The 18580-nt window shown below is 34.9% G+C and carries 20 protein-coding genes; 4 read left to right on the plus strand and 16 right to left on the minus strand.

All coding sequences use genetic code 11. From position 1 onward, the window contains the following. The first annotated feature begins 9 nt into the window (after positions 1-9). Complete coding sequence (locus H8B04_RS01700; protein WP_165290012.1) at positions 10-1062, plus strand: DUF2157 domain-containing protein; 1053 nt, start codon at positions 10-12, stop codon at positions 1060-1062. Positions 1063-1075: 13 nt separating this feature from the next. Here H8B04_RS01700 and H8B04_RS01705 read toward each other — a convergent pair whose 3' ends face one another. From H8B04_RS01705 to H8B04_RS01715, 3 genes are all read right to left on the minus strand, one after another. After that, positions 1076-1492: an OsmC family protein gene (locus tag H8B04_RS01705; protein WP_165290013.1), complete on the minus strand. Its 417-nt coding sequence runs from the start codon at positions 1490-1492 to the stop codon at positions 1076-1078. Between the two features lie 83 nt (positions 1493-1575). After that, a complete protein-coding gene (locus H8B04_RS01710; RefSeq protein WP_165290014.1) occupies positions 1576-2886 on the minus strand; it encodes an SGNH/GDSL hydrolase family protein in 1311 nt (436 codons plus the stop codon). Between the two features lie 6 nt (positions 2887-2892). After that, a complete protein-coding gene (locus H8B04_RS01715; protein ID WP_190301251.1) occupies positions 2893-4113 on the minus strand; it encodes an OmpP1/FadL family transporter in 1221 nt (406 codons plus the stop codon). A 150-nt stretch (positions 4114-4263) separates the two neighbouring features. Here H8B04_RS01715 and tpx point away from each other — a divergent pair, with 150 nt between their 5' ends. The 3 genes from tpx (at position 4264) to H8B04_RS01730 (ending at position 6851) form a co-directional block, all read left to right on the plus strand. Next, on the plus strand, positions 4264-4761 hold the full coding sequence (gene tpx, locus H8B04_RS01720; RefSeq protein ID WP_190301252.1) for a thiol peroxidase: 498 nt from the start codon (positions 4264-4266) through the stop codon (positions 4759-4761). Positions 4762-4855: 94 nt separating this feature from the next. After that, positions 4856-5749 (plus strand): hypothetical protein, encoded by an 894-nt coding sequence (locus H8B04_RS01725; RefSeq protein WP_190301253.1) that lies wholly within the window; start codon positions 4856-4858, stop codon positions 5747-5749. A 160-nt stretch (positions 5750-5909) separates the two neighbouring features. After that, positions 5910-6851, plus strand: a complete 942-nt coding sequence (locus H8B04_RS01730; RefSeq protein ID WP_165290018.1) for a hypothetical protein — start codon at positions 5910-5912, stop codon at positions 6849-6851. Positions 6852-7102: 251 nt separating this feature from the next. Here H8B04_RS01730 and H8B04_RS01735 read toward each other — a convergent pair whose 3' ends face one another. The 13 genes from H8B04_RS01735 to H8B04_RS01795 form a co-directional block, all read right to left on the minus strand. Then, the gene (locus H8B04_RS01735) at positions 7103-8152 is read right to left on the minus strand and encodes a TerC/Alx family metal homeostasis membrane protein (protein ID WP_190301254.1); all 1050 of its coding nucleotides are present in this window, start codon (positions 8150-8152) and stop codon (positions 7103-7105) included. 2 nt (positions 8153-8154) lie between these two features. Next, positions 8155-9126 carry a polyprenyl synthetase family protein gene (locus tag H8B04_RS01740; protein ID WP_165290020.1) on the minus strand — a complete coding sequence of 324 codons (972 nt, stop codon included), beginning with the start codon at positions 9124-9126 and terminating at the stop codon, positions 8155-8157. 58 nt (positions 9127-9184) lie between these two features. Then, entirely contained in the window at positions 9185-9748 is a 564-nt protein-coding gene (locus H8B04_RS01745; RefSeq protein ID WP_165290021.1) for a DUF3109 family protein, read from the minus strand. Positions 9749-9756: 8 nt separating this feature from the next. Next, complete coding sequence (locus H8B04_RS01750) at positions 9757-10548, minus strand: DUF3108 domain-containing protein (protein ID WP_165290022.1); 792 nt, start codon at positions 10546-10548, stop codon at positions 9757-9759. Between the two features lie 30 nt (positions 10549-10578). Beyond that, entirely contained in the window at positions 10579-11097 is a 519-nt protein-coding gene (locus H8B04_RS01755; protein WP_165290023.1) for a DUF2480 family protein, read from the minus strand. Between the two features lie 63 nt (positions 11098-11160). After that, a complete protein-coding gene (locus H8B04_RS01760; RefSeq protein WP_190301255.1) occupies positions 11161-13263 on the minus strand; it encodes a peptidylprolyl isomerase in 2103 nt (700 codons plus the stop codon). Between the two features lie 151 nt (positions 13264-13414). Further along, positions 13415-14026 carry an LPS export ABC transporter periplasmic protein LptC gene (gene lptC, locus H8B04_RS01765; RefSeq protein WP_165290025.1) on the minus strand — a complete coding sequence of 204 codons (612 nt, stop codon included), beginning with the start codon at positions 14024-14026 and terminating at the stop codon, positions 13415-13417. Further along, a complete protein-coding gene (locus H8B04_RS01770) occupies positions 14019-15344 on the minus strand; it encodes a hypothetical protein (RefSeq protein WP_165290026.1) in 1326 nt (441 codons plus the stop codon). Before H8B04_RS01770 ends, lptC begins: the two co-directional genes overlap by 8 nt. A 149-nt stretch (positions 15345-15493) precedes the next feature. After that, positions 15494-16477 carry a DUF6427 family protein gene (locus H8B04_RS01775; protein ID WP_165290027.1) on the minus strand — a complete coding sequence of 328 codons (984 nt, stop codon included), beginning with the start codon at positions 16475-16477 and terminating at the stop codon, positions 15494-15496. A gap of 29 nt (positions 16478-16506) precedes the next feature. Continuing rightward, the gene (locus H8B04_RS01780; protein WP_165290028.1) at positions 16507-16710 is read right to left on the minus strand and encodes a CcmD family protein; all 204 of its coding nucleotides are present in this window, start codon (positions 16708-16710) and stop codon (positions 16507-16509) included. A gap of 8 nt (positions 16711-16718) precedes the next feature. Continuing rightward, positions 16719-17384 (minus strand): cytochrome c biogenesis protein, encoded by a 666-nt coding sequence (ccsA, locus tag H8B04_RS01785; protein ID WP_165290029.1) that lies wholly within the window; start codon positions 17382-17384, stop codon positions 16719-16721. A gap of 15 nt (positions 17385-17399) precedes the next feature. Further along, a complete protein-coding gene (locus H8B04_RS01790; protein ID WP_165290030.1) occupies positions 17400-18062 on the minus strand; it encodes a heme exporter protein CcmB in 663 nt (220 codons plus the stop codon). Positions 18063-18110: 48 nt separating this feature from the next. Beyond that, positions 18111-18485, minus strand: coding sequence for a YtxH domain-containing protein (locus H8B04_RS01795; RefSeq protein WP_165290031.1), 375 nt, complete (start codon positions 18483-18485; stop codon positions 18111-18113). Between the last annotated feature and the right edge of the window lie 95 nt (positions 18486-18580).

The raw sequence follows: 18580 nt of genomic DNA on the forward strand, positions 1-18580 counted from the left end.
TTGCTAGCCTTGAAAAAATTAGATTTAAGTCGTCACGAAAAAGAAATAGTGGACCAAGCCCTAGACTTTTGGAAAGCGAATGGAAGTTTGGATGATCAGAAAGTACAGGAATTAAGAACTACTATAGACGAGCGAAGTTTCGAATGGAAAGTTTTGGCGCGCTATGCCTTTTGGGTTGCGTTGGCCTCCTTAATTTTTTCGGTGGTTTCCTTGTTTTCGGATAATGCTTTAGAAAAGTTTATTCAGCAGTTTTATGATACGCCTAATGTTATATTCTGTTTTTTCTTTGCCGGATTAGCTTTCGCTTTTTACTTCTTAGGTTTTCGGAATAAGAAACGTTATCCTGAGAAAACTTTTTCAAATGAAACATTAATGCTCGCGGGATCCTTTTCTACGGCGGCTTGTATTGGTTTTTTGGGACAAGTCTTGGATCGCGAAAATCATTTTTTCAGTATACTTTTCTTCTTATCGATATTAATTTACGGTGTTTTATCTGTCAAGTTGAGTTCCAAATTGATATGGATCTTTACATTGGTCGCTCTGGGAATATGGTTTGCAACTGAAACAGCCTATCATAGTGATTGGGGGTGGAAATTTTGGGGAATGAATTATCCTTTACGCTTTACCATTTTTGGGGCTATACTTACGACAGCGGCTATCTTTGTGCAGCCTAAGTTTGCTTCACTGAAGCCTTTCAAATCTACAAGTATTATTATCGGATTACTATACACGATGATAGCGTTGTGGTGTTTATCCATTTTTGGAAATTACAGTGATTTTGAAGCATGGACAAAAATTCGTCAATACGAAATTTTATATTGGGGATTACTAGCCATTGCGCTATCATTAGGGTTAGCTCTATATGGATTGAAAAGGAAGGATACTGTTATTCGAGATATAGGTTTTGTATTCTTTTTGATCAATTTATATACACGTTTCGTGGAATATCTTTGGGATAATATAAACCGAACTATCTTCTTCTTAATTTTAGCTATTTCTTTTTGGGTTGTTGGACGATGGTCTGAGAAGATTTGGAAAAAGCAACAAAGCTCTTCGGAATAGAAGAGCTTTGTTGTTAATTAATTTTAATGCTGTAAGTAATGTCTACTCCTCCGGCAGCTAACATATCATGTACGGAACAGTACTTTTTAACAGCTAGTTCTGCTGCTTTTTGTGCTTTGAGTTCATCAATTTTTCCTTTCATCAGGAAGTTGATATGGATTTTAGTGAAAATATTAGGAATCTCTTCTCTACGATCTCCTTCCACTTCTACTTGAATTTCTTCAATTTCCTGACGTTGTTTTTGAAGAATAGTAGTTAAGTCAAAAACACTACAAGAACCTAAGGCCATCAATACTAATTCCATTGGTCTTACACCTTTACCTTCTCCTCCGATACCTTCAGAACCATCAATATTTACTTTTACAGAAGACAATTCACTTGAAGCTTCGAAATGTACTGCTTTATTTATACGTTGTAATGCTACTTTCATATCTTGTAAATTATAATACTACTAAAATAAGAAAAGGTCGCTGTAAAAGCGACCTTTTCCCTTATTTTTAGCGAAGCTATGACTTAAGGCATTTTTACACCTCGGAATCCCGTAGCGTCTACTTTACCTACTTTAGTGCCATATTTTGAATTTATAGCTTCTATTATCATATTTGCCATAATAGCATTTCCCATTGGAGTCAAGTGAATACCATCTAGTGAAAAGGCATTACCTGTAACATAGGCTGAACTAACACCTACACCGTTATAGTTTATTCCAGTTTTCAACTTAGTCAATAAGCTATTAACATCAGCAACAGCTAAGTTTTTGTCTTTTGCAAGGTTTTTAATAAATGCATTCAAATTATTAACACGAGCTTTAATGTCAGCAATTTCATCTTTATCTAACACAAATTTGTCATGTAGAGGATTCTGAGGAATTAAGCCATAGCCCGCAGTCATTGGATTTCCGTAAACAACAGCTTTTCCTAAAGTATCAGTTGGGAAGCGCAAAGTAAATAAATCTTCACTTGTAGCAGCACGAACACCATTCGCTGTGGTAATGTAAATTTTCTCAAAAGCTCCACCTGTTGATGCTTTTACACCAGCTTCTATTCTTGCTGTTGTAACTGTTGTGAAGAAGGGAACTGAAGTAACATCAGGAATTGTCGCTAACACTCCTTTTTGGTTTTTATCTGTCAAAAGGTTAATAAAGTTCGTATAAACCGCTTTGAATACCGCTTCCGAAGTGTATGTGGTAGTTGGATCTAAAGGATCTTCATAGCCCCCATTCGAAGCATAACCCAATACATCATTGTTTCCTAACCAGAAAGTAAAGAAGGTGTGATTTCTTCCCGCAACAAACTGTTGGTAATTCTTTGTACCCACTTCGTTATCTGCAATAAGACGTTTAAAATACATGTTTGCAGCACTTACTTGTCCTACTCCCGAATGATCGATTCTCATGCCTGGTATACCAAGGTTATGGATTTCGGGACCTTCGTATTTCGCTAAGGTATTAGCTCCAGTATATGCCAATTTATCGGTAACAGATTCTGTTACGGGATTTCCGTTAACTAATTCTTTTAATCTAATATAGCCAGAGCCATTAGATTGTGCTTCCGAGAAAAATGGTGTGTTAAATTCTCCACCACCATGTGAACGAAATTTTTCTGCTATTAAATTTGGAAAGGCTGTTTTTTGCACTTCTAAATATAATCCCCCATCTGAAAATCCCGCTGTCAATGAATTACCTATCGAGATATATTTCGAAAAATCAACATTCCCGTTTTGTGTTGGTTCAAAGTCATTGCTGATTTCAGGTTTACATGATACAATTAAAGCTAAGGAAGCAAGCCCGAAGTATAGTTTTATATTTTTTCTGAACGTTTTCATAGTTTATTACCATTTATAGGTTAAAGAAATACCTGGAGCGTGTATATTAGTTTTAAATGTTCCGCTTAATGCAGTTTCTACATTCGTAACGGTTCTTTCAATAATACGCTGGAAAGTATAGGCTCCTGAAAGATCAAATTTGTCAGAAAGATTGTACGTGAAACCTACCGAGCCCATTACACGGTTATTATCTGGTGTTTCCGCATATACATATTGAGCGCGAACAGGTGTATAGACATAGCCTGCACCAATTCTTAAATCTAAATTTTCTGAAGCATTGTAATTAAGACCTACTTTTCCTGAAAAGGCATTTTCGTATTTCTTAGTTTGCTCCGTGTCGCTCAACACAGGAGTATTATCTTCATAATCGAAAACCAGTTTTTTGTAAATACTGTATCCTATTAATGTAGCATCCGCAGCTAGGTCCATTTTTTCTCCTACTGGGAATGTTATTCCTAAATTGAAAGATGATGGTAATGGTAATTCAGCGGAGAATTTGGTGTCAGGAAAAGACGTAGCCAAAGCTGCTGGTACAGTAAATTTAGCATCTCCATCTTCTAATTTTGTTCTCACGTGGGATCGGTAGCTTAATGACACCGCAAAATCATCTTCTAGGTTATAGTGCACACCAACATTGTATCCCATACCTGTTCCAACTCCAGTAAGTTCAGCACGTCCTGCATTTCCATTTTGATCAAATACGGGTAGTGAACGCGAAAGGTCAACTGTTCCTACATTGTATACAAAGCCCCCGCCAATACCGAAGTTTTCAGTCAATTTAAAACTGATAGTAGGTTGAATATAGATAGCACGCAATGCCAAATGATTTAATTCAAATCTGCCTGGCCAATCTGTTCCCCAGTCTACAGCACCACCATACGGTGTGTATACGCCAATACCCGCTTTCCACCAGCTATTCTTAGGGCCAAAAGACGCGAATAAAGAAAAAGGCGGACTTATTTGAAATTTAGTGTTGTATTGGACATCACTATTTACTTCTTTAAATGCTGATCTGAACATGACAGCAGAAGCACCGAACGAAATCGAATTATTTTCTGCTTTTGAGAGTGCTCCAGGATTATAGAAGATACTGGTCTCATCAACAAATAATGCAGACCCAGCTCCAGACATTCCTAGCGCTCTTATGCCCTGAGTGTTCACTTGGGAACCCTGAGCAAACGTTAGTGTTGGACTTGCCAGTAAAAGGGCAAAAAGTAATTTTCTCATATTGCGTGAGGTTTTTTTAATTAGAATTTAGTATGCTGACATAATAAAATTATATGCTAACATAGTATTTTTTTTATAAATAAAATAATTATTTGTCTTTTTTTGATTAATTGAAATGATTAACTTAACAATCAAAATATATATAACATCATGAGTCAAGTTACATTTAAGGGAACACCTGTAAGTACAAATGGTTCTTTACCTCAGGTAGGAGAACGAGCTCCAGACTTTTCATTAACGTCAGCAGATTTGTCGCAAAAGTCAATAAAAGATTTCGAAGGTAAAAGAATTATCTTAAATATTTTTCCAAGTATAGATACAGGTACATGTGCTGCGTCTGTGCGTGCATTCAATGAAATTGCTTCGTCATTACCTAATTCGGTAGTGCTTTGTATTTCCAAAGATTTGCCTTTTGCGCAAGGAAGATTTTGCGCTGGTGAGGGGTTACAAAATGTGATTACATTATCTGAATATAAAAACTGCTCATTTTCAGATTCTTACGGAGTTCGTTTTACCGATGGTCCTTTGGAAGGATTATTAAGTAGAGCGGTTGTCGTGGTGGATGAGACAGGTAAAGTTATTTACCATGAGCAAGTTTCAGAAATAGTTGATGAACCAAATTATGAAGCTGCATTAGCAGTTTTATAAAAATAATCTCATTTTACTAAGGATTAGGCGATATTTTCGCTAAATCCTTAGTATTACAATATGTAATGTTATTTAAAATAAATAATATTGCAGTATGCTAGAAAATCAACCTACCAAACATTTCATTCTCGTTGATCCTTACCTTAAGGATGGTATACTATTAGCTAAAAAATTGCTTTCTATAGGTTATTATGTTTCCGTTATTGGTGATACGGCAAACTCTGAAGTTGATGTAATTTCCACCAGGCAATCGAGTAATAATGATTTAGAAATTCTTGATATTAAAAATGGTTGCATAAACAATATTATACCTAATAATGATTTAAAATTTTCTAAAAAATTTTATGTTTTAAATACACTTAAGAGTGTAAATTCAATATTTACGGTACCAAATACTAAAGAGAATAATGCGCTTTTTGCAGAGTTTATACATGGTATAGAACGATTCGCAATTGAAAATCAAATTGAGATTTGTTATAATAAAATTCATCATTGTGAATTATCATTTATAGAAGAAATAATAGATTACTTAAATTCTTTTTTTAAAAATAATGAGAAGAGGTTGATGGTAAATTCCTTAGATATTGTTTGGTTTGTCGGTGGTAAGAATATGTTTATAGATGAAATAGTGAAAGACATTCTTGATTCGAATTCGGATGCTGATAATTTCTCAAACAGGATTACTTTTAGAGATCTCTTAAAAATATATTTCGAAGTGTTGGGTGCAGAGTTAGAATTCTGCGGTAAAGGTGAGCAGGAGAGAGGAGTTATTGTGGATTATGAAGAAGAAATTTTGTCACTCCATGGCCTGGGGAGTCAGAAGATACGCTTGGGTAATACAGTATTAAAAATCAACGATTTACATGACTCAAGTTTATTTGAAAAGTTAAAGGGACAGAATTTGAACTCTTTAGATTCAAATTTATCTGCAGAATTAGAAGGTAAAATCAAAAGGTTAATTAAAAAGAAAATTTATAACAATATGTAAATGAGGCTTTTGTCCTACTAAATTGGTTTAGTGAGTTAAAAGCTTAAAAAAAGAAATAAAAGCTAATAAATTGGAATAGTTTTTGTTATCATTAGGCATCTACGAAAAACAAAATAAATACAATAATATTACTAGTTATGTTTAATTTGGGGGCAGGATTATGGAAGGTAAAGTAGCAAATATTCCGAGCACAAAATCGGACAATGAGATAAAAAGCAATAAAGATAAATCGAAGATTTATTTTTTTATTGTGGCTATTATCGCATTGTTAGCTACGAATGTGTACTTCTATGTAAAATATAAATCTTCAGGTGAGAAACTATATACTTTAACACTTCAAAAGGAAAAACTTCAAATAGAAATAGATCGTATAGAAGCGGAATTGGATAATATCGATCGTCAAAATATTCAAGGTTTGCCACAAGAAGTAATAGATCAACAACTGAAGGCACGTCAATTGATAGCTGATTTACGTCGTGCATTAGAAGAAAACAACGTTTCAGATAGCCAAATTCAGTTAGCCAATTCTCAACTCGAGTCACTTAAAAGTAATGTATCAAAATTGTTAACGGAGGTAGACGATCTCAAGCTTCAGAACGAAATACTGAAAAAAGAGAATGTAGAACTGCAAGGTACAGTTAAAGAAACTACGAACAAAGTGCAGAAGTTGGCTAACGATAATTCTGTATTGAGTGAGAAAGTTCTGATTGCTTCCTCGCTAAAAGTTTCCAATATTGTGATTAATGGAGTGGAGCAAAAGAAAAATGGAACTTTGGAAATAGAGAATAGAGCAAAAAAAGCAGATAAATTACAGATAAAATTTACTATAGTGGATAATCCACTGGCTAAAAAAGGTAGAAAAGAAGTGTTTGCTAGAGTCATAGACCCACAAGGAAATTTAATAGCAGCCAGTAATGATGTATTCTATGTTCATGGAGATAAACTTCAGTATACTTTTAAAGAGCATATAAATTTTACCAATAATGGAGAAGAATATACATTCTTATGGAATGATCAGACGAAATTGAAAAAAGGTGCTTATACGGTTCTTCTCTATGCTGATAATGCTATTATGGGTAGATCTAGTGTAGTACTCAAATAATTTTTGGAGTTTAGACTTCATTATACTATTAATATGAATGTCCTTCTTGATATACGAGAGGGACATTTTATTTAAGGCTATCTGCGTTTCGAACCATATCCAGCAGCTGCTATTCTTTTCCTTTATATATCTTATCTAATTAGTACCATCAGATATGTAGAGAAACAAAGAAATTGCTATAGGCCTTAAGACATAAGAAAAGGCTTATGTTTTTATTACATAAGCCTTTTTGTATAATATTTATATTTCTATTAAGATTCGTAATTTGCTTTTTTCGGAAATACCAATGAAGCAATAACGCTAATAGCTAAGATCGCAACGATAATAATTAGCGAGTGCGACGTCGTAAAACCCCATTCTTTTAGGTAGCTATGCAATAACATTTTTGCGCCAATAAAAACTAATAAGAAAGCTAATCCGACCTTTAAAAGGTGAAATTTGTCTATAATATTTACTAATAGGAAGAACATAGAACGCAAACCTAATACAGCAAAAATATTCGAAAAGAAGACAATATAAGGGTCTTTGGTAACGGAGAAAATCGCTGGAATAGAATCCACAGCAAAAATTAAATCTGTAAACTCAATCACTAATAACACTAAAAATAGAGGAGTAACATATTTCACCCCATTCTCTATTACGAAAAACTTACCACTTTCGAGTTTATGTGTTACTTTGAAATATTTAGATGCGAATTTAACTACAGCATGATTCTGAGGATCTACTTCTTCTTCTTGGTTGCGGTTGATATACATCATGATACCTGTGTATACTAGGAAAGCTCCGAAAACGTATAGAATCCATCCAAACTTAGCTATCAATGCAGCTCCAACAAAGATAAATATACAACGCATCAAAATAGCGCCTATAATACCCCATACTAATACCTTATGGTAATATTTTTCTGGAATACCAAATGAGGAAAATAGGAGCACCATTACAAAGATATTATCTACAGATAGGGCATACTCGACAACATATCCTGTAAGATATTCTAACGTCAAATTTTTGTTATAGGCTTGTATACTCGCAACTACATCATCTGTTATTTTCACATCATGAAGATGTTTGGCTACGACTTCTTTCAGACGGGCGAGATCATGAACATTGTGCAATTCATTACCCCAGAAATATAAAATTGCCCCAAAACCCAGTGCAAATAAAACCCATATTAAGGACATAATTGCAGCGGCTTTCAAGGTGATGGGTTTATCATTTTTGCTAAATAATCCTAAATCAATAGCGAGCATGAGGATAATAAAAATTATAAATCCTCCAAAAAACATTAGTTCGTGACTCATCTTTATTTATTACGTTCTGTGGTAAATTTTACTAATTGTTGTAAGCCTAATTTATATTCATTATCCGGAAATTCATCCAAGATAGCAAAGGCTTCTTGTTGAAACTGCAACATTTTATTTGTAGCATAATCTAAGCCTCCACTACTTCTCACAAATTGAATTACTTCTGCTACTTTCTCTGGATTATCGCTGTGGTTTTTGACCAATTTGATAATGTTTCTTTTTTGTGATGTACTAGTCTCGTTTAATGCAAAAATCAAAGGCAAAGTCATTTTCTTTTCTTTGATATCATTTCCAACAGGTTTTCCTACATCATCCAATCCAAAATCAAATAAGTCATCCTTAATCTGGAAAGCTAATCCTACCTTTTCTCCGAAAAGTCGCATTTTCTCGACCACTTCATCAGAGGCACCAACCGAGGAGGCTCCAGACGCGCAGCATGATGCAATTAATGAAGCTGTTTTTTTACGGATAATTTCGTAATAGATTTCTTCCTTAATGTCCAATTTGCGTGCTTTCTCAATTTGTAGCAACTCGCCTTCACTCATTTGCTCTACGGCGTGAGAAACTATCTTTAAGAGATTCAGTTCGCTGTTGTTTACGGAAAGTAATAATCCTTTCGCCAACAGAAAGTCACCCACCAACACGGCTACTTTATTTTTCCATAACGCATTAACCGAAAATAGGCCTCTACGTTCATTGGCATTATCCACAACATCATCATGAACCAAAGATGCTGTATGAAGTAACTCCACTAAGGAAGCACCACGATACGTTGACTCATTGATGGTACCACAAAGGCCTGCCGCAAAAAAAACAAACATAGGACGCATTTGTTTGCCCTTTTGTTTGTAAAGATATTGAGTTATAATATCCAATAGCGGCACAGAACTCTGCATAGATTGCTTAAACTTTCTTTCGAAAGAAGCTATTTCTGTGGCTATGGGTTTTTGTATTTCTTTTAAACTTCGCATGAAAAATGGTACGTACCAATAAGCATCAATTATAGTTAACTAATATAGCAAAATTACACTAGATGGATTCAACTGATTTTTCTAATTCAGCATACCATTCCGCACCATATTCGCGTATTAAGGGATCTTTGAGGAATTTGTACACGGGTACTTTAAGTTCTTTGCCAAAGGTACACGCGTCATGACAAATGTGCCAACGATCGTAATGTAGTACATCAAATTCGGGATAATGTGTAGTACGGATAGGATAGAGATGGCAAGAAATTGGTTTTTTCCAACTTACATCCCCTAATTCATATGCTTTTTCAATAGCACATTTTGTTATTCCGTTTTCCCAGGTAACGTAAGCACATTCCTTATTACCGTCAACACAGGTAGTCGTTAGATCACCATCAGCATCAATAACACTTGTTCCGTATTGTTCTACCGCTTCAATTCCTTTTTCTGTCATCAAATGTTTTACTTTCGGATAAATCTCTTCAAGTATCGCTTTTTCTGACTCTCTTAGTGGTGCTCCAGCATCACCTTCTACACAACAAATACCTTTACATTTCGATATATTGCAAACAAAATCATTGTTTATAATATCTTCATGCACAAGTACATTACCAACCTCAATCATTAATTTATTTATTTTGAATAACTTACTTTTTTCCCTAATTCGTACTTCAGACCATCAGCTTTTGTTAATTCCATTGTTACTGAGCCGATTAAGATTTCCACCTGTGCCTTTACGGGTATTCTGTTTCCATCATTGGTCACCCAAAGATATAATTTACTATCCTTTTTGAAAATACGTCCAGGCTTAATTTCTGGATTAAGTTTGATACAATCTAATGTACCTAATGCTGTTTTGATTTTTTCGGTTCCCACATAAGTCACACGCAACTCAGCAACTTCATCATTTAAGAAATAAGGTATTTTGAACGAGTCACCCGATTTGAGCGAAGCTAAATCCAGGTTTCTTGCAAAATAATAGGCGGAAACTAAATCAAATAATTGAGATGAAGGGCTTTTGAAAGTTCCTTTAGCACCTTTTACCGTATGATTCCGGTGATCAAAAGTTGCATATTCCTTACGCGTATAACTGTTCTCGTGAATATCTTCCGTGTACAAATAAGGTTGGTAGGTCGAACCATCAATATAACTGTCATATTTATTTTTTACCGTATAAAAAATTGAGAAACCTGAAGAAGTCTGTCCATAAGCACTTAAATGAAATACATTCTTGTTGCTGAATTGTAATTTCGATTTGTTAACCGAAAGCACGCCATTTGCGGCAGAAAGAATCCCGTATTTCAGTTTATAAGATAATTTTTCACCTTCTTTGAATGTTGGTTCTTTAAGATAAGGCAAAGTCTGGCTATACCCAAGGGTTAAACCAGTAAAAAGAAGTAATAATGCTGCGTAAAATTTTTTCATATAAATAGGACAGTCTGGTAGTCAAATAGTTTAACTTTTGCGTTTGAATACGGGTACAGTAGAACACGGTTCACCGTACATGATGCTTTTGGCTACATGAGTAAGGCGTGAAGTAAAAGTGACGAAAGCACTTTCGGGAATGAATATATCCCCACAACCTTTTACTACTACACGCTGATCCTGATATTGGGAATAATCAATAGCATTGATAGCTAAAGTATATTGTTCGCGAATTACATCATCTTTTGTTCCAAAAGTAATGGATTTAGCAAAAGGTGTTAATTTGTTCGACAGAATCATATATGCCCATGTCGGTACAATAGCGTCAGTGGAGCACGTGATTCCGATATGCTTATCTTGATATTGAGACCAATCGTGTTCTTTTACAAAATCACGGAAATCTTTTTCACGTAATATAAGTCCGTGAAATAAATTATTTTTTATATCGTATACGATGATATCTTCCTGATTTGGTGAATACTTTGCCAAATCTATCGTTAACAACCCACTTTGAGCTACCTTGTTGACAATGTTTTCTTGAATTTCCATATTCTCTAAAAATAAAATAGCCGAACACCTTAGGTGTTCGGCTATAAAAATAATTATAATATCTTAATAAAATCTAATACGATTGTCATCAATATCAGCATTGTCCATCAACGCTTTAAAGATAGATCCCCATGAACGTTGTTGTTTCGCTGCCAACAATTGTTTTTGTTGTGCTTTGCGTTCAGATTCTACCATCTCTTTAGGATTTACAAAGCTAGAAACTTGAACAGCGTAAACGCCTTGCGTACCCTCGATGCTTTTTGAAGGTTTGTTAGGTTGTAAACCAAATACAGTACCTACTACTGCGCTTTCGAAAGAAACACCAGGAATTACTGGGTTAGCTAATACGATGTTTTCAACATTGATAGCAGATTTACCCAATTTTTGAGCTACTTGATCAATCGATGTAGCACCATTCAACGCGTTATTCATTTTTTCTTTCAACATACGCGCTTTCACTAGGTTTGTTACACCCAATTGAATTTCTGATTTGATAGCTTCTAATGGTTGGATACCTTTAGGGCTTACAGATACAGTTTTAGTAAGGATAAAGTGATCGTTTGATTCAAAAATTTTGTCTGTTACGTCGCCAGCTTTTGATTCATACACCCATCTTACTAATTCTCTAGGAACTTCAACACCATTTAACGTATTGTCCATAGCACGTAGGCGGACAGATCTTTCTGCAGTTAAATTATGTTTTTTAGCAACATCAGCAAAGTTTTTGCTGTTAATTTCCGAAAGGATGTTGTTTGCTTTTGTATAAGCTGCATCTGTAGTTTCTTTACCTGCTACGATTGCTTTATCAACTACAGCAACTTTAACGATTTTAGAGTTACCGATATGTTTTTCAATTTTCAATACGTGAACACCGAATTGAGATTCCACTACGACAACATCACCAGGTTTATTGTTGAAAGCAGCTTCTTCAAAAGGACCAACCATTTGACCTCTTGTAAATGTACCTAAATCACCACCATTTACTTTGCTTGCTTGATCCTGGCTAAATTCAATAGCTAAAGTTTCGAATTTTTCGCCTTTTGCTAATAAGCCTTTGATCGAATCAGCTTTCGCTTTTGCTTTTTCAACACCACCTTCAGCAGCTGCGTTTAACAAGATATGACTTGCTTTTACTGAATCAGCACTGAATTTAGAATCTATTACTTTTGCGATCTCATAGTGACCGTTTGAAGCGTAAGGGCCTACTGTAGTACCTACAGGTACATTAAATACCACTGAATCTAAAGCTGCGCTTAATTGACCTTTTTTGTAGTAAGTAACAGGCGCTTTGTTGTCCGAATTAATAGTTACGAATGAAGAATCATTTTTCGAAGCGCTTAATTCTTGTTTTAATGATTGGATAGATGCGAGAGTAGCCGCTGAATCTTTTTTCGTAGGTCTTGCATCGATCAAAATATATTCTACAGCACGAGTTTCTTCTTCGTTTCTGAATAAGTTTTTGTTTTTATCGTAATACTCTTTGTAATCAGCTTCAGTTAATTTGATTTCAGCCTCGTTTACAGAAGAGTAATCCAAAAGAACATATTTGAAATTAGCCAATTTATTTTTAGCTGTGTATTCATCTTGTGCTTCTAATGCTGTAACGTATACAGATGAACCTACTAAATTGGAATATTTTTCAGCTAATCTTTGTGAACGGATTTGCTCTAACATGCTTTCCCATTGTTGAGCAATTTGAGGATTTGATTTTGCTTCAGTAATTACTTGAGCTAAATAAGTTCTATCGAATTGACCAGTTTGAGGATTAGTGAAAGCCTGTACGATTTGTTGTGCTGGATTTGGACCAGAAATCAAATCATTCAATTCTTTTTTCCCTAATGTAATACCTACTTTTTCAATTTCAGAATTCAACAATTCTTGAGAAACCATTTGATTCCAAACTTGCTGAACAGCAAAATTTTTGATTTGCGGTGTTTCAGCACCTCCCATTTGTTGTTGATACTGATTGGAAGTTTGCTCTACCAACGCATTAAAATTTTGGTAATCGATACTGTTTCCATTGATGTTCCCTACTTCATTTTGCTTTTGAGCCCAAAATGGTGCTCCTGATCTTAAAGCATCACCTAGCAAAAACGCAACAATTGCTAAACCGATAACGAAGATTACTAATCCCGCGCGGTTACGCAAATTACCCATTAATCCCATATTCCGTAATTTGTATTTATGTGTTTGTTCTTTAGTTATTTAATTGACTTTGTTTTTAAACAAGGCGCAAGATACAATTTTTATAAAAAAAAAGCATATAAAATATATGCTAATTCAAAACATCTTTTTTAGTTTTTTGTTATACCAGATTTTATTGCCCAAAAGCAGGTAGCTGGCTATTGTTAGATGGTAGATAAAAACCTGTCATATTTTCACCTTGGATATTTTTAAAATCTGTATCTGAACGGAAAGAAGTGGCTTGCATACTACCTCTAGCGTCCTTAAAATCCATCGTAATGGGTACAGAGTTGTAATATATCTTTTGGTTTTCGTCGTAAAAAATCTCTTCAGATTTGATCACAGAACCATCAGCCATATTGATAACCACATTTTTGCGAAACTCCGTAATGCCTTGTAAAGCACGCTGAATTCCGTAATCCGAACGAATTCTTTGGGTTTCTTTTCCAGTAGCATCATAAAAAATAATTTGGAGGCCTTTCTCGAATTCGTAATTGTTGTTCTTGCCTTGCGTGGTATCGTGATAGATTTTCATTTCAGGACCTGTCAACTGTGCTTTTACGACTGCGGAATCGCTATATATGATTTTAACATCTTTATATAAATCGACAGCTTCTTCGGCTTTGATGTTTTCAATCGCATTAATATCCTTCATCTCATTCTCACAGGCCGTAAACAGCAAAATCCCTATTACACACAAAGCGAATAGGGATGCCATATTTTGTTTGCGGAATTTATTAATCATAGCTTCTTCTTTGGAACCAAAGATCATTGATATTAAATCCTACACTAATATTGATATAGCGCTCACGCACTAAGTTATTGTTCAATGTACCTTGTTGACCAAATTCAGCCGAAATATTAATTCTAGAAGAAGTACGGCCAAAATTTGTTTCAGGAAGAGGAAGACCAAAACCTACTGTTACTGCCATATCATCTATACGTGTACTGTTGGTCGTGATGTGTCCTTGATTATATCTTACGCCTAATCTATAATCCACGATATCCCAATATCTATTTGAACTAGCATCTGGTTTCCATTGACCACCTAAAGCAACACCGTAGTTTTTGCCTAGAGGTGCTTCGCCGGCACGAGTTTGGTATTCAGTCCAATCTGCGTATTTGAAATCTGCGCCAATCATCCAATCATAACCTTTAGATACTGTAATACCCACGCTATGTTTCATTGGAAGGTTGATATTACGTGTTCTATCGCCTACTTGAGGAAGAGAATCTAAGGCTACATTTTCGAAGTCTTCATCCAAAGATGGTTGCGTACGCGTGATCAACTGCGAAGTATTCTCTTTTACTGTGTTATTAAGCGACCCGGAATAGCCTAAAGTTATATTGTGCTTTTTGCTAACAGGAAACGAATATTGTGCACCATAATCTACGATTAAACCACGAACCAAACGTGTCACTTGACTCTTAGCATTTAAAGAATTATAATCGTAAGGAAAACTTACAGTAAGATTATCTTTTAATTCACCAAATAGAAAACCTGCGTTACCACCGATACTGAATCCTTTGAAAGGAGAAAAACCATAACCTACAAAAGCTTTATTCAGACCACCTTCACCTTCTTTTGATTGGCGGGTAGTGATTGTTCCCATGGTACGAGTTTCAGTGATGTTGTAACCCAGATCAGAGTATGGCATCAATCCAAACGCAATACCATGATTACGTGCAACAGCAAAACCAAATCCAAAATGTGAAAAGGCAAAGTCCGCTGTGTTGTCTTGCGCAGTACCTTTATTCAATTGCGTGATATTTCCGTAAAGACCTGCGTCCAAAATGGTTCTGTTCAATCCTGAATAACTTGCAGGATTGGCGATGTTCAGAATAGGCAAACCAGCTTGATATCTTACGGCAGTAGAAATACCACCCATGGAACGTGTTTGTGGCAACAAATCTTCGCGCATCTGCCCAATACCAAATTTAGAATAGGGCGAATGCGAAGTAGTTTCTTGAGCGAAAGTCTGTGTTCCCGACAACAACAATGCTGTTCCGAGCATAACTTTTATCGCTTTTTTGGCACTCAATATGTTTGACTGTCTATACATATATTTATTAAAATCCGATATTGGACTATTCTTTTATACTGTTAGGTCAATAATAATACTAACTTTTATTGGATACAAAACTATTTATTTTTAAATGAATACCTGAGTCTATTTTGTTAAAAAAGGTTAATCATTTAAATATTAATTCATTACATAAATTGGAAATAAATAATTGTTGCAACGATTATAATGTAAATACTTTCATAAAGCCATTTTATTTTAGCGTAGGCAAAATAATAGGCCAAATAAATAGCCAACGGCGGCGCACATAATAAAAAATGGTTAATTGTAATTTGGCTATTCAGGTAAAATGATCCAATAATCAAAAGTAGCATATAGAACAACAATTGAAAGGCTTTTCTGATATGAACTATACTTCTGAAATATTGATCTTTCAAGACCAAAAGAAACAATAACATTGCAATTCCTACAGGAAAAACAACAAAATAATCGTGATAATCAACCTTTAGTCCAGTAGGCAAGGAATTGACGAAAGGCTTAAATATTTCCAAGAATTCATCCCATCGATCCACCCAATAATAAGCCACGCCCAATAAGAAATAGATCACGCTAAAGCCCAAAATAGGTGTTACCCATTCACGCCATATAAAAGGTCTGAATATGATTAAAGCTATCCATAACAACATCAGCATGACGATGAATGGAAAGTAAATCAGACTTCCTAAAGCTACAATCATACCCAAATCAAACATCAACGTTTTGACATCAGCTTGTTTATACATATTGAATAATTTGCCCATCATCCATATAGTGATGAAATTGCAAATCAACGTAGGAGATAGCACCAAAAACGGCAAAAACAAACTCACTAATGTCATAAACATCAGTGCTGTTAAGAAAGTAGGTTTGCCTAAAAAATTGAAGTGGTTGATAACTTTATTGAGGAGAAAAGCTTGTAACAACGTCAAGACTAATGTGATTAACACATTAGATTGAGGTTCAAGATTTTTTCCAAATTCAATGTTAAGGAGATTATCAACAGCAGGTTCTAGAAAGAAAGGTTTGAGTTCTGCAGGCAAATGAAAAAAAGCCCCCAAACACAGTATAGTTCCCACGGCACATACCCAAAATATGTTGATAGGGGTGAATTTTCTGTGTTGATTGATAATCATAGTTTTGGCAAATCAAAAAATTGGAAAGACTATTTGTCTTCCAATTTTTTTACTTTTTTGTCAATGGTGAATAAATAAATATACATACCAATTACAATTGTCAAGATTACGCCGACTACAACCCAAATCTTTCCCGAACTTCTCAATCCTGTAGCCATTTCTACCGTGTTGTCTTGAGCAAAAGTGCATATAGAGAATAGCACGAATGCTAATGCAAGGCTAATTTTTTTCATTCTACTATTTATTGAATTTTATTTGCTTTGTTTTCTAATAGACGTAGTCTGTAACGTAATGTACAAACCCATGAACCAGTCAATATCCAGCCAATTACAGCTGTGTAAAATACAGGACGCATGTAATTGTCCATGTCTAAGTCTCCAAATGTGGAGTTGCCACCATTTCCTGGATGCAAAGAATCTGTTAATTTGGGCAAGATGTACAACAATACGACCATTATAGGGAAGGCGAAGATGTTGTATACAGCGGATATTTTAGCGCGTTTTTGTTCTTCATCCAAGGCATTTCTCAATACCAAATACGCCAAATACATTAATGTAGCGATAGCCGAACCATTTAATTTCGGATCATTTGGCCATGGCTCTCCCCAGGTAATATTTGCCCATTGCATACCTGTCAAAAGACCGAAAGCACAGAAAATAATTCCTGTGTTCACAGCTTCGACTGCAAGCATATCATGTTTTATGTCTCCACTATTCAAATATTTGATACTGTTTATTACAGAGATCAAATACAGTGTCAACATGGTAAACCACATAGGCACGTGAAAATAAACGTTACGAATGGATTCATTTAGAATGTGAAGCTCGGGTACAGGACCGATAAAACCAGCGACAACAGACGCACTTACCATACACGCCGCAAGGATTTTCCACCAATTTTTTCTCATTATTTACTAATAATTTTAATCCCTCCAAAGGTAAGGAAATAACAATAAAGAAATAGTAATAGTTATGACATTAATTGCGAGTAATACCGCGATTTCACCGTAGCTAATTCCGCGATCTAATCCTTGTAATGCATTGTTCGACAACTTAATCAATACGATTAGTAAAGGTATAATGACAGGGAAAGCCAGAATCGCCATTATAGTACTATTATTGCCTGTCTTAGAACTAATGCCAGATACCATCGTAAAGACTGTAGCAAAACTGATGCTTCCTAACAAAACCGCTACAAAGTAAAGTAGGGCATCACCAACAGGGTTTTTGAAGATTACAGAATAGGTGAAATAAGCAATAATAGACAGTAACACCATGAGAATAGTGTTATAAATAATTTTCGAAAGAATGATTGCTTTGGGGCCTGTAATAGAATAATAATACAGTTGTCGGTATTGACTTTCTTGGACGAAAGAACGACTTATAGCATTAATAGAGGCAAAAAGTAGAATAATCCAAAAAAGGGCATTCCACATTAAAGCATTATCTACAGTTTTGAATGCTTGATAGCAAACAAAAACTGTAGATACTACATATAGAAATATGCTATTGATAGCATGTTTTGATCGCCATTCTAAGATAAGATCTTTATGGACTAAAGTTTTGACTTCTTTCAAAAGACTCATGTGCTACAAAGATACACATAATTTGAAATTAGCCGATTGAATGCTAGATTAAGCGTTCGAAATATCTGATTTTGCTTTGTCAGCAATATCTTCTGCTTGATTAGCTAATCCTTGCGCAGCATCTGAAGCTTTGTTTGCCCATGAAGAAGCTTTGTCAGATACTTTGTCTAATACACTTTTACTTGCGTCTTTCGCTTTTGATTTAAGATTTTCTAATTCTTCTTTTGCACTTGCAGCCAATTTTGAAGCTTTTTTAGATTCTTTTTTGGAAAGCTCTTTTAGGGATTTCGTTAAATCTTTGATGCCACAATTTGCTTTATCTAAAGTTTTTTTACCGTCTTCTGTCGCTAATAAATAATAAGCAGCTGTACCCACCGCAAGACCTAATAATGCAAATGCTACTAATCCGTTTTTATTTTTCATAATATTGAAATTTTGAATGTATATATAATGACTACCTATTTAGTGTCTTTATAAAACAAGCATCATTCCAAAAAGTTTTGAGATTATTGCATTAA

The organism is Sphingobacterium litopenaei (genome assembly GCF_014692495.1).
In the GTDB taxonomy this organism is placed as follows: domain Bacteria; phylum Bacteroidota; class Bacteroidia; order Sphingobacteriales; family Sphingobacteriaceae; genus Sphingobacterium; species Sphingobacterium litopenaei.

Excerpts from the sequence above, each read along its gene's own strand:
- H8B04_RS01775 (WP_165290027.1), bottom strand. The coding sequence starts at position 16,477 with ATGATTATCAATCAACACAGAAAATTCACCCCTATCAACATATTTTGG.
- H8B04_RS01725 (WP_190301253.1), top strand. The coding sequence starts at position 4,856 with ATGCTAGAAAATCAACCTACCAAACATTTCATTCTCGTTGATCCTTAC.
- H8B04_RS01790 (WP_165290030.1), bottom strand. The coding sequence starts at position 18,062 with ATGAGTCTTTTGAAAGAAGTCAAAACTTTAGTCCATAAAGATCTTATC.
- H8B04_RS01730 (WP_165290018.1), top strand. The coding sequence starts at position 5,910 with ATGGAAGGTAAAGTAGCAAATATTCCGAGCACAAAATCGGACAATGAG.
- H8B04_RS01710 (WP_165290014.1), bottom strand. The coding sequence starts at position 2,886 with ATGAAAACGTTCAGAAAAAATATAAAACTATACTTCGGGCTTGCTTCC.
- H8B04_RS01760 (WP_190301255.1), bottom strand. The coding sequence starts at position 13,263 with ATGGGATTAATGGGTAATTTGCGTAACCGCGCGGGATTAGTAATCTTC.
- H8B04_RS01745 (WP_165290021.1), bottom strand. The coding sequence starts at position 9,748 with ATGATTGAGGTTGGTAATGTACTTGTGCATGAAGATATTATAAACAAT.
- H8B04_RS01755 (WP_165290023.1), bottom strand. The coding sequence starts at position 11,097 with ATGGAAATTCAAGAAAACATTGTCAACAAGGTAGCTCAAAGTGGGTTG.
- H8B04_RS01750 (WP_165290022.1), bottom strand. The coding sequence starts at position 10,548 with ATGAAAAAATTTTACGCAGCATTATTACTTCTTTTTACTGGTTTAACC.
- lptC (WP_165290025.1), bottom strand. The coding sequence starts at position 14,026 with ATGATTAATAAATTCCGCAAACAAAATATGGCATCCCTATTCGCTTTG.
- H8B04_RS01715 (WP_190301251.1), bottom strand. The coding sequence starts at position 4,113 with ATGAGAAAATTACTTTTTGCCCTTTTACTGGCAAGTCCAACACTAACG.
- H8B04_RS01770 (WP_165290026.1), bottom strand. The coding sequence starts at position 15,344 with ATGTATAGACAGTCAAACATATTGAGTGCCAAAAAAGCGATAAAAGTT.
- H8B04_RS01780 (WP_165290028.1), bottom strand. The coding sequence starts at position 16,710 with ATGAAAAAAATTAGCCTTGCATTAGCATTCGTGCTATTCTCTATATGC.
- H8B04_RS01735 (WP_190301254.1), bottom strand. The coding sequence starts at position 8,152 with ATGAGTCACGAACTAATGTTTTTTGGAGGATTTATAATTTTTATTATC.
- tpx (WP_190301252.1), top strand. The coding sequence starts at position 4,264 with ATGAGTCAAGTTACATTTAAGGGAACACCTGTAAGTACAAATGGTTCT.
- H8B04_RS01740 (WP_165290020.1), bottom strand. The coding sequence starts at position 9,126 with ATGCGAAGTTTAAAAGAAATACAAAAACCCATAGCCACAGAAATAGCT.
- H8B04_RS01705 (WP_165290013.1), bottom strand. The coding sequence starts at position 1,492 with ATGAAAGTAGCATTACAACGTATAAATAAAGCAGTACATTTCGAAGCT.
- ccsA (WP_165290029.1), bottom strand. The coding sequence starts at position 17,384 with ATGAGAAAAAATTGGTGGAAAATCCTTGCGGCGTGTATGGTAAGTGCG.
- H8B04_RS01795 (WP_165290031.1), bottom strand. The coding sequence starts at position 18,485 with ATGAAAAATAAAAACGGATTAGTAGCATTTGCATTATTAGGTCTTGCG.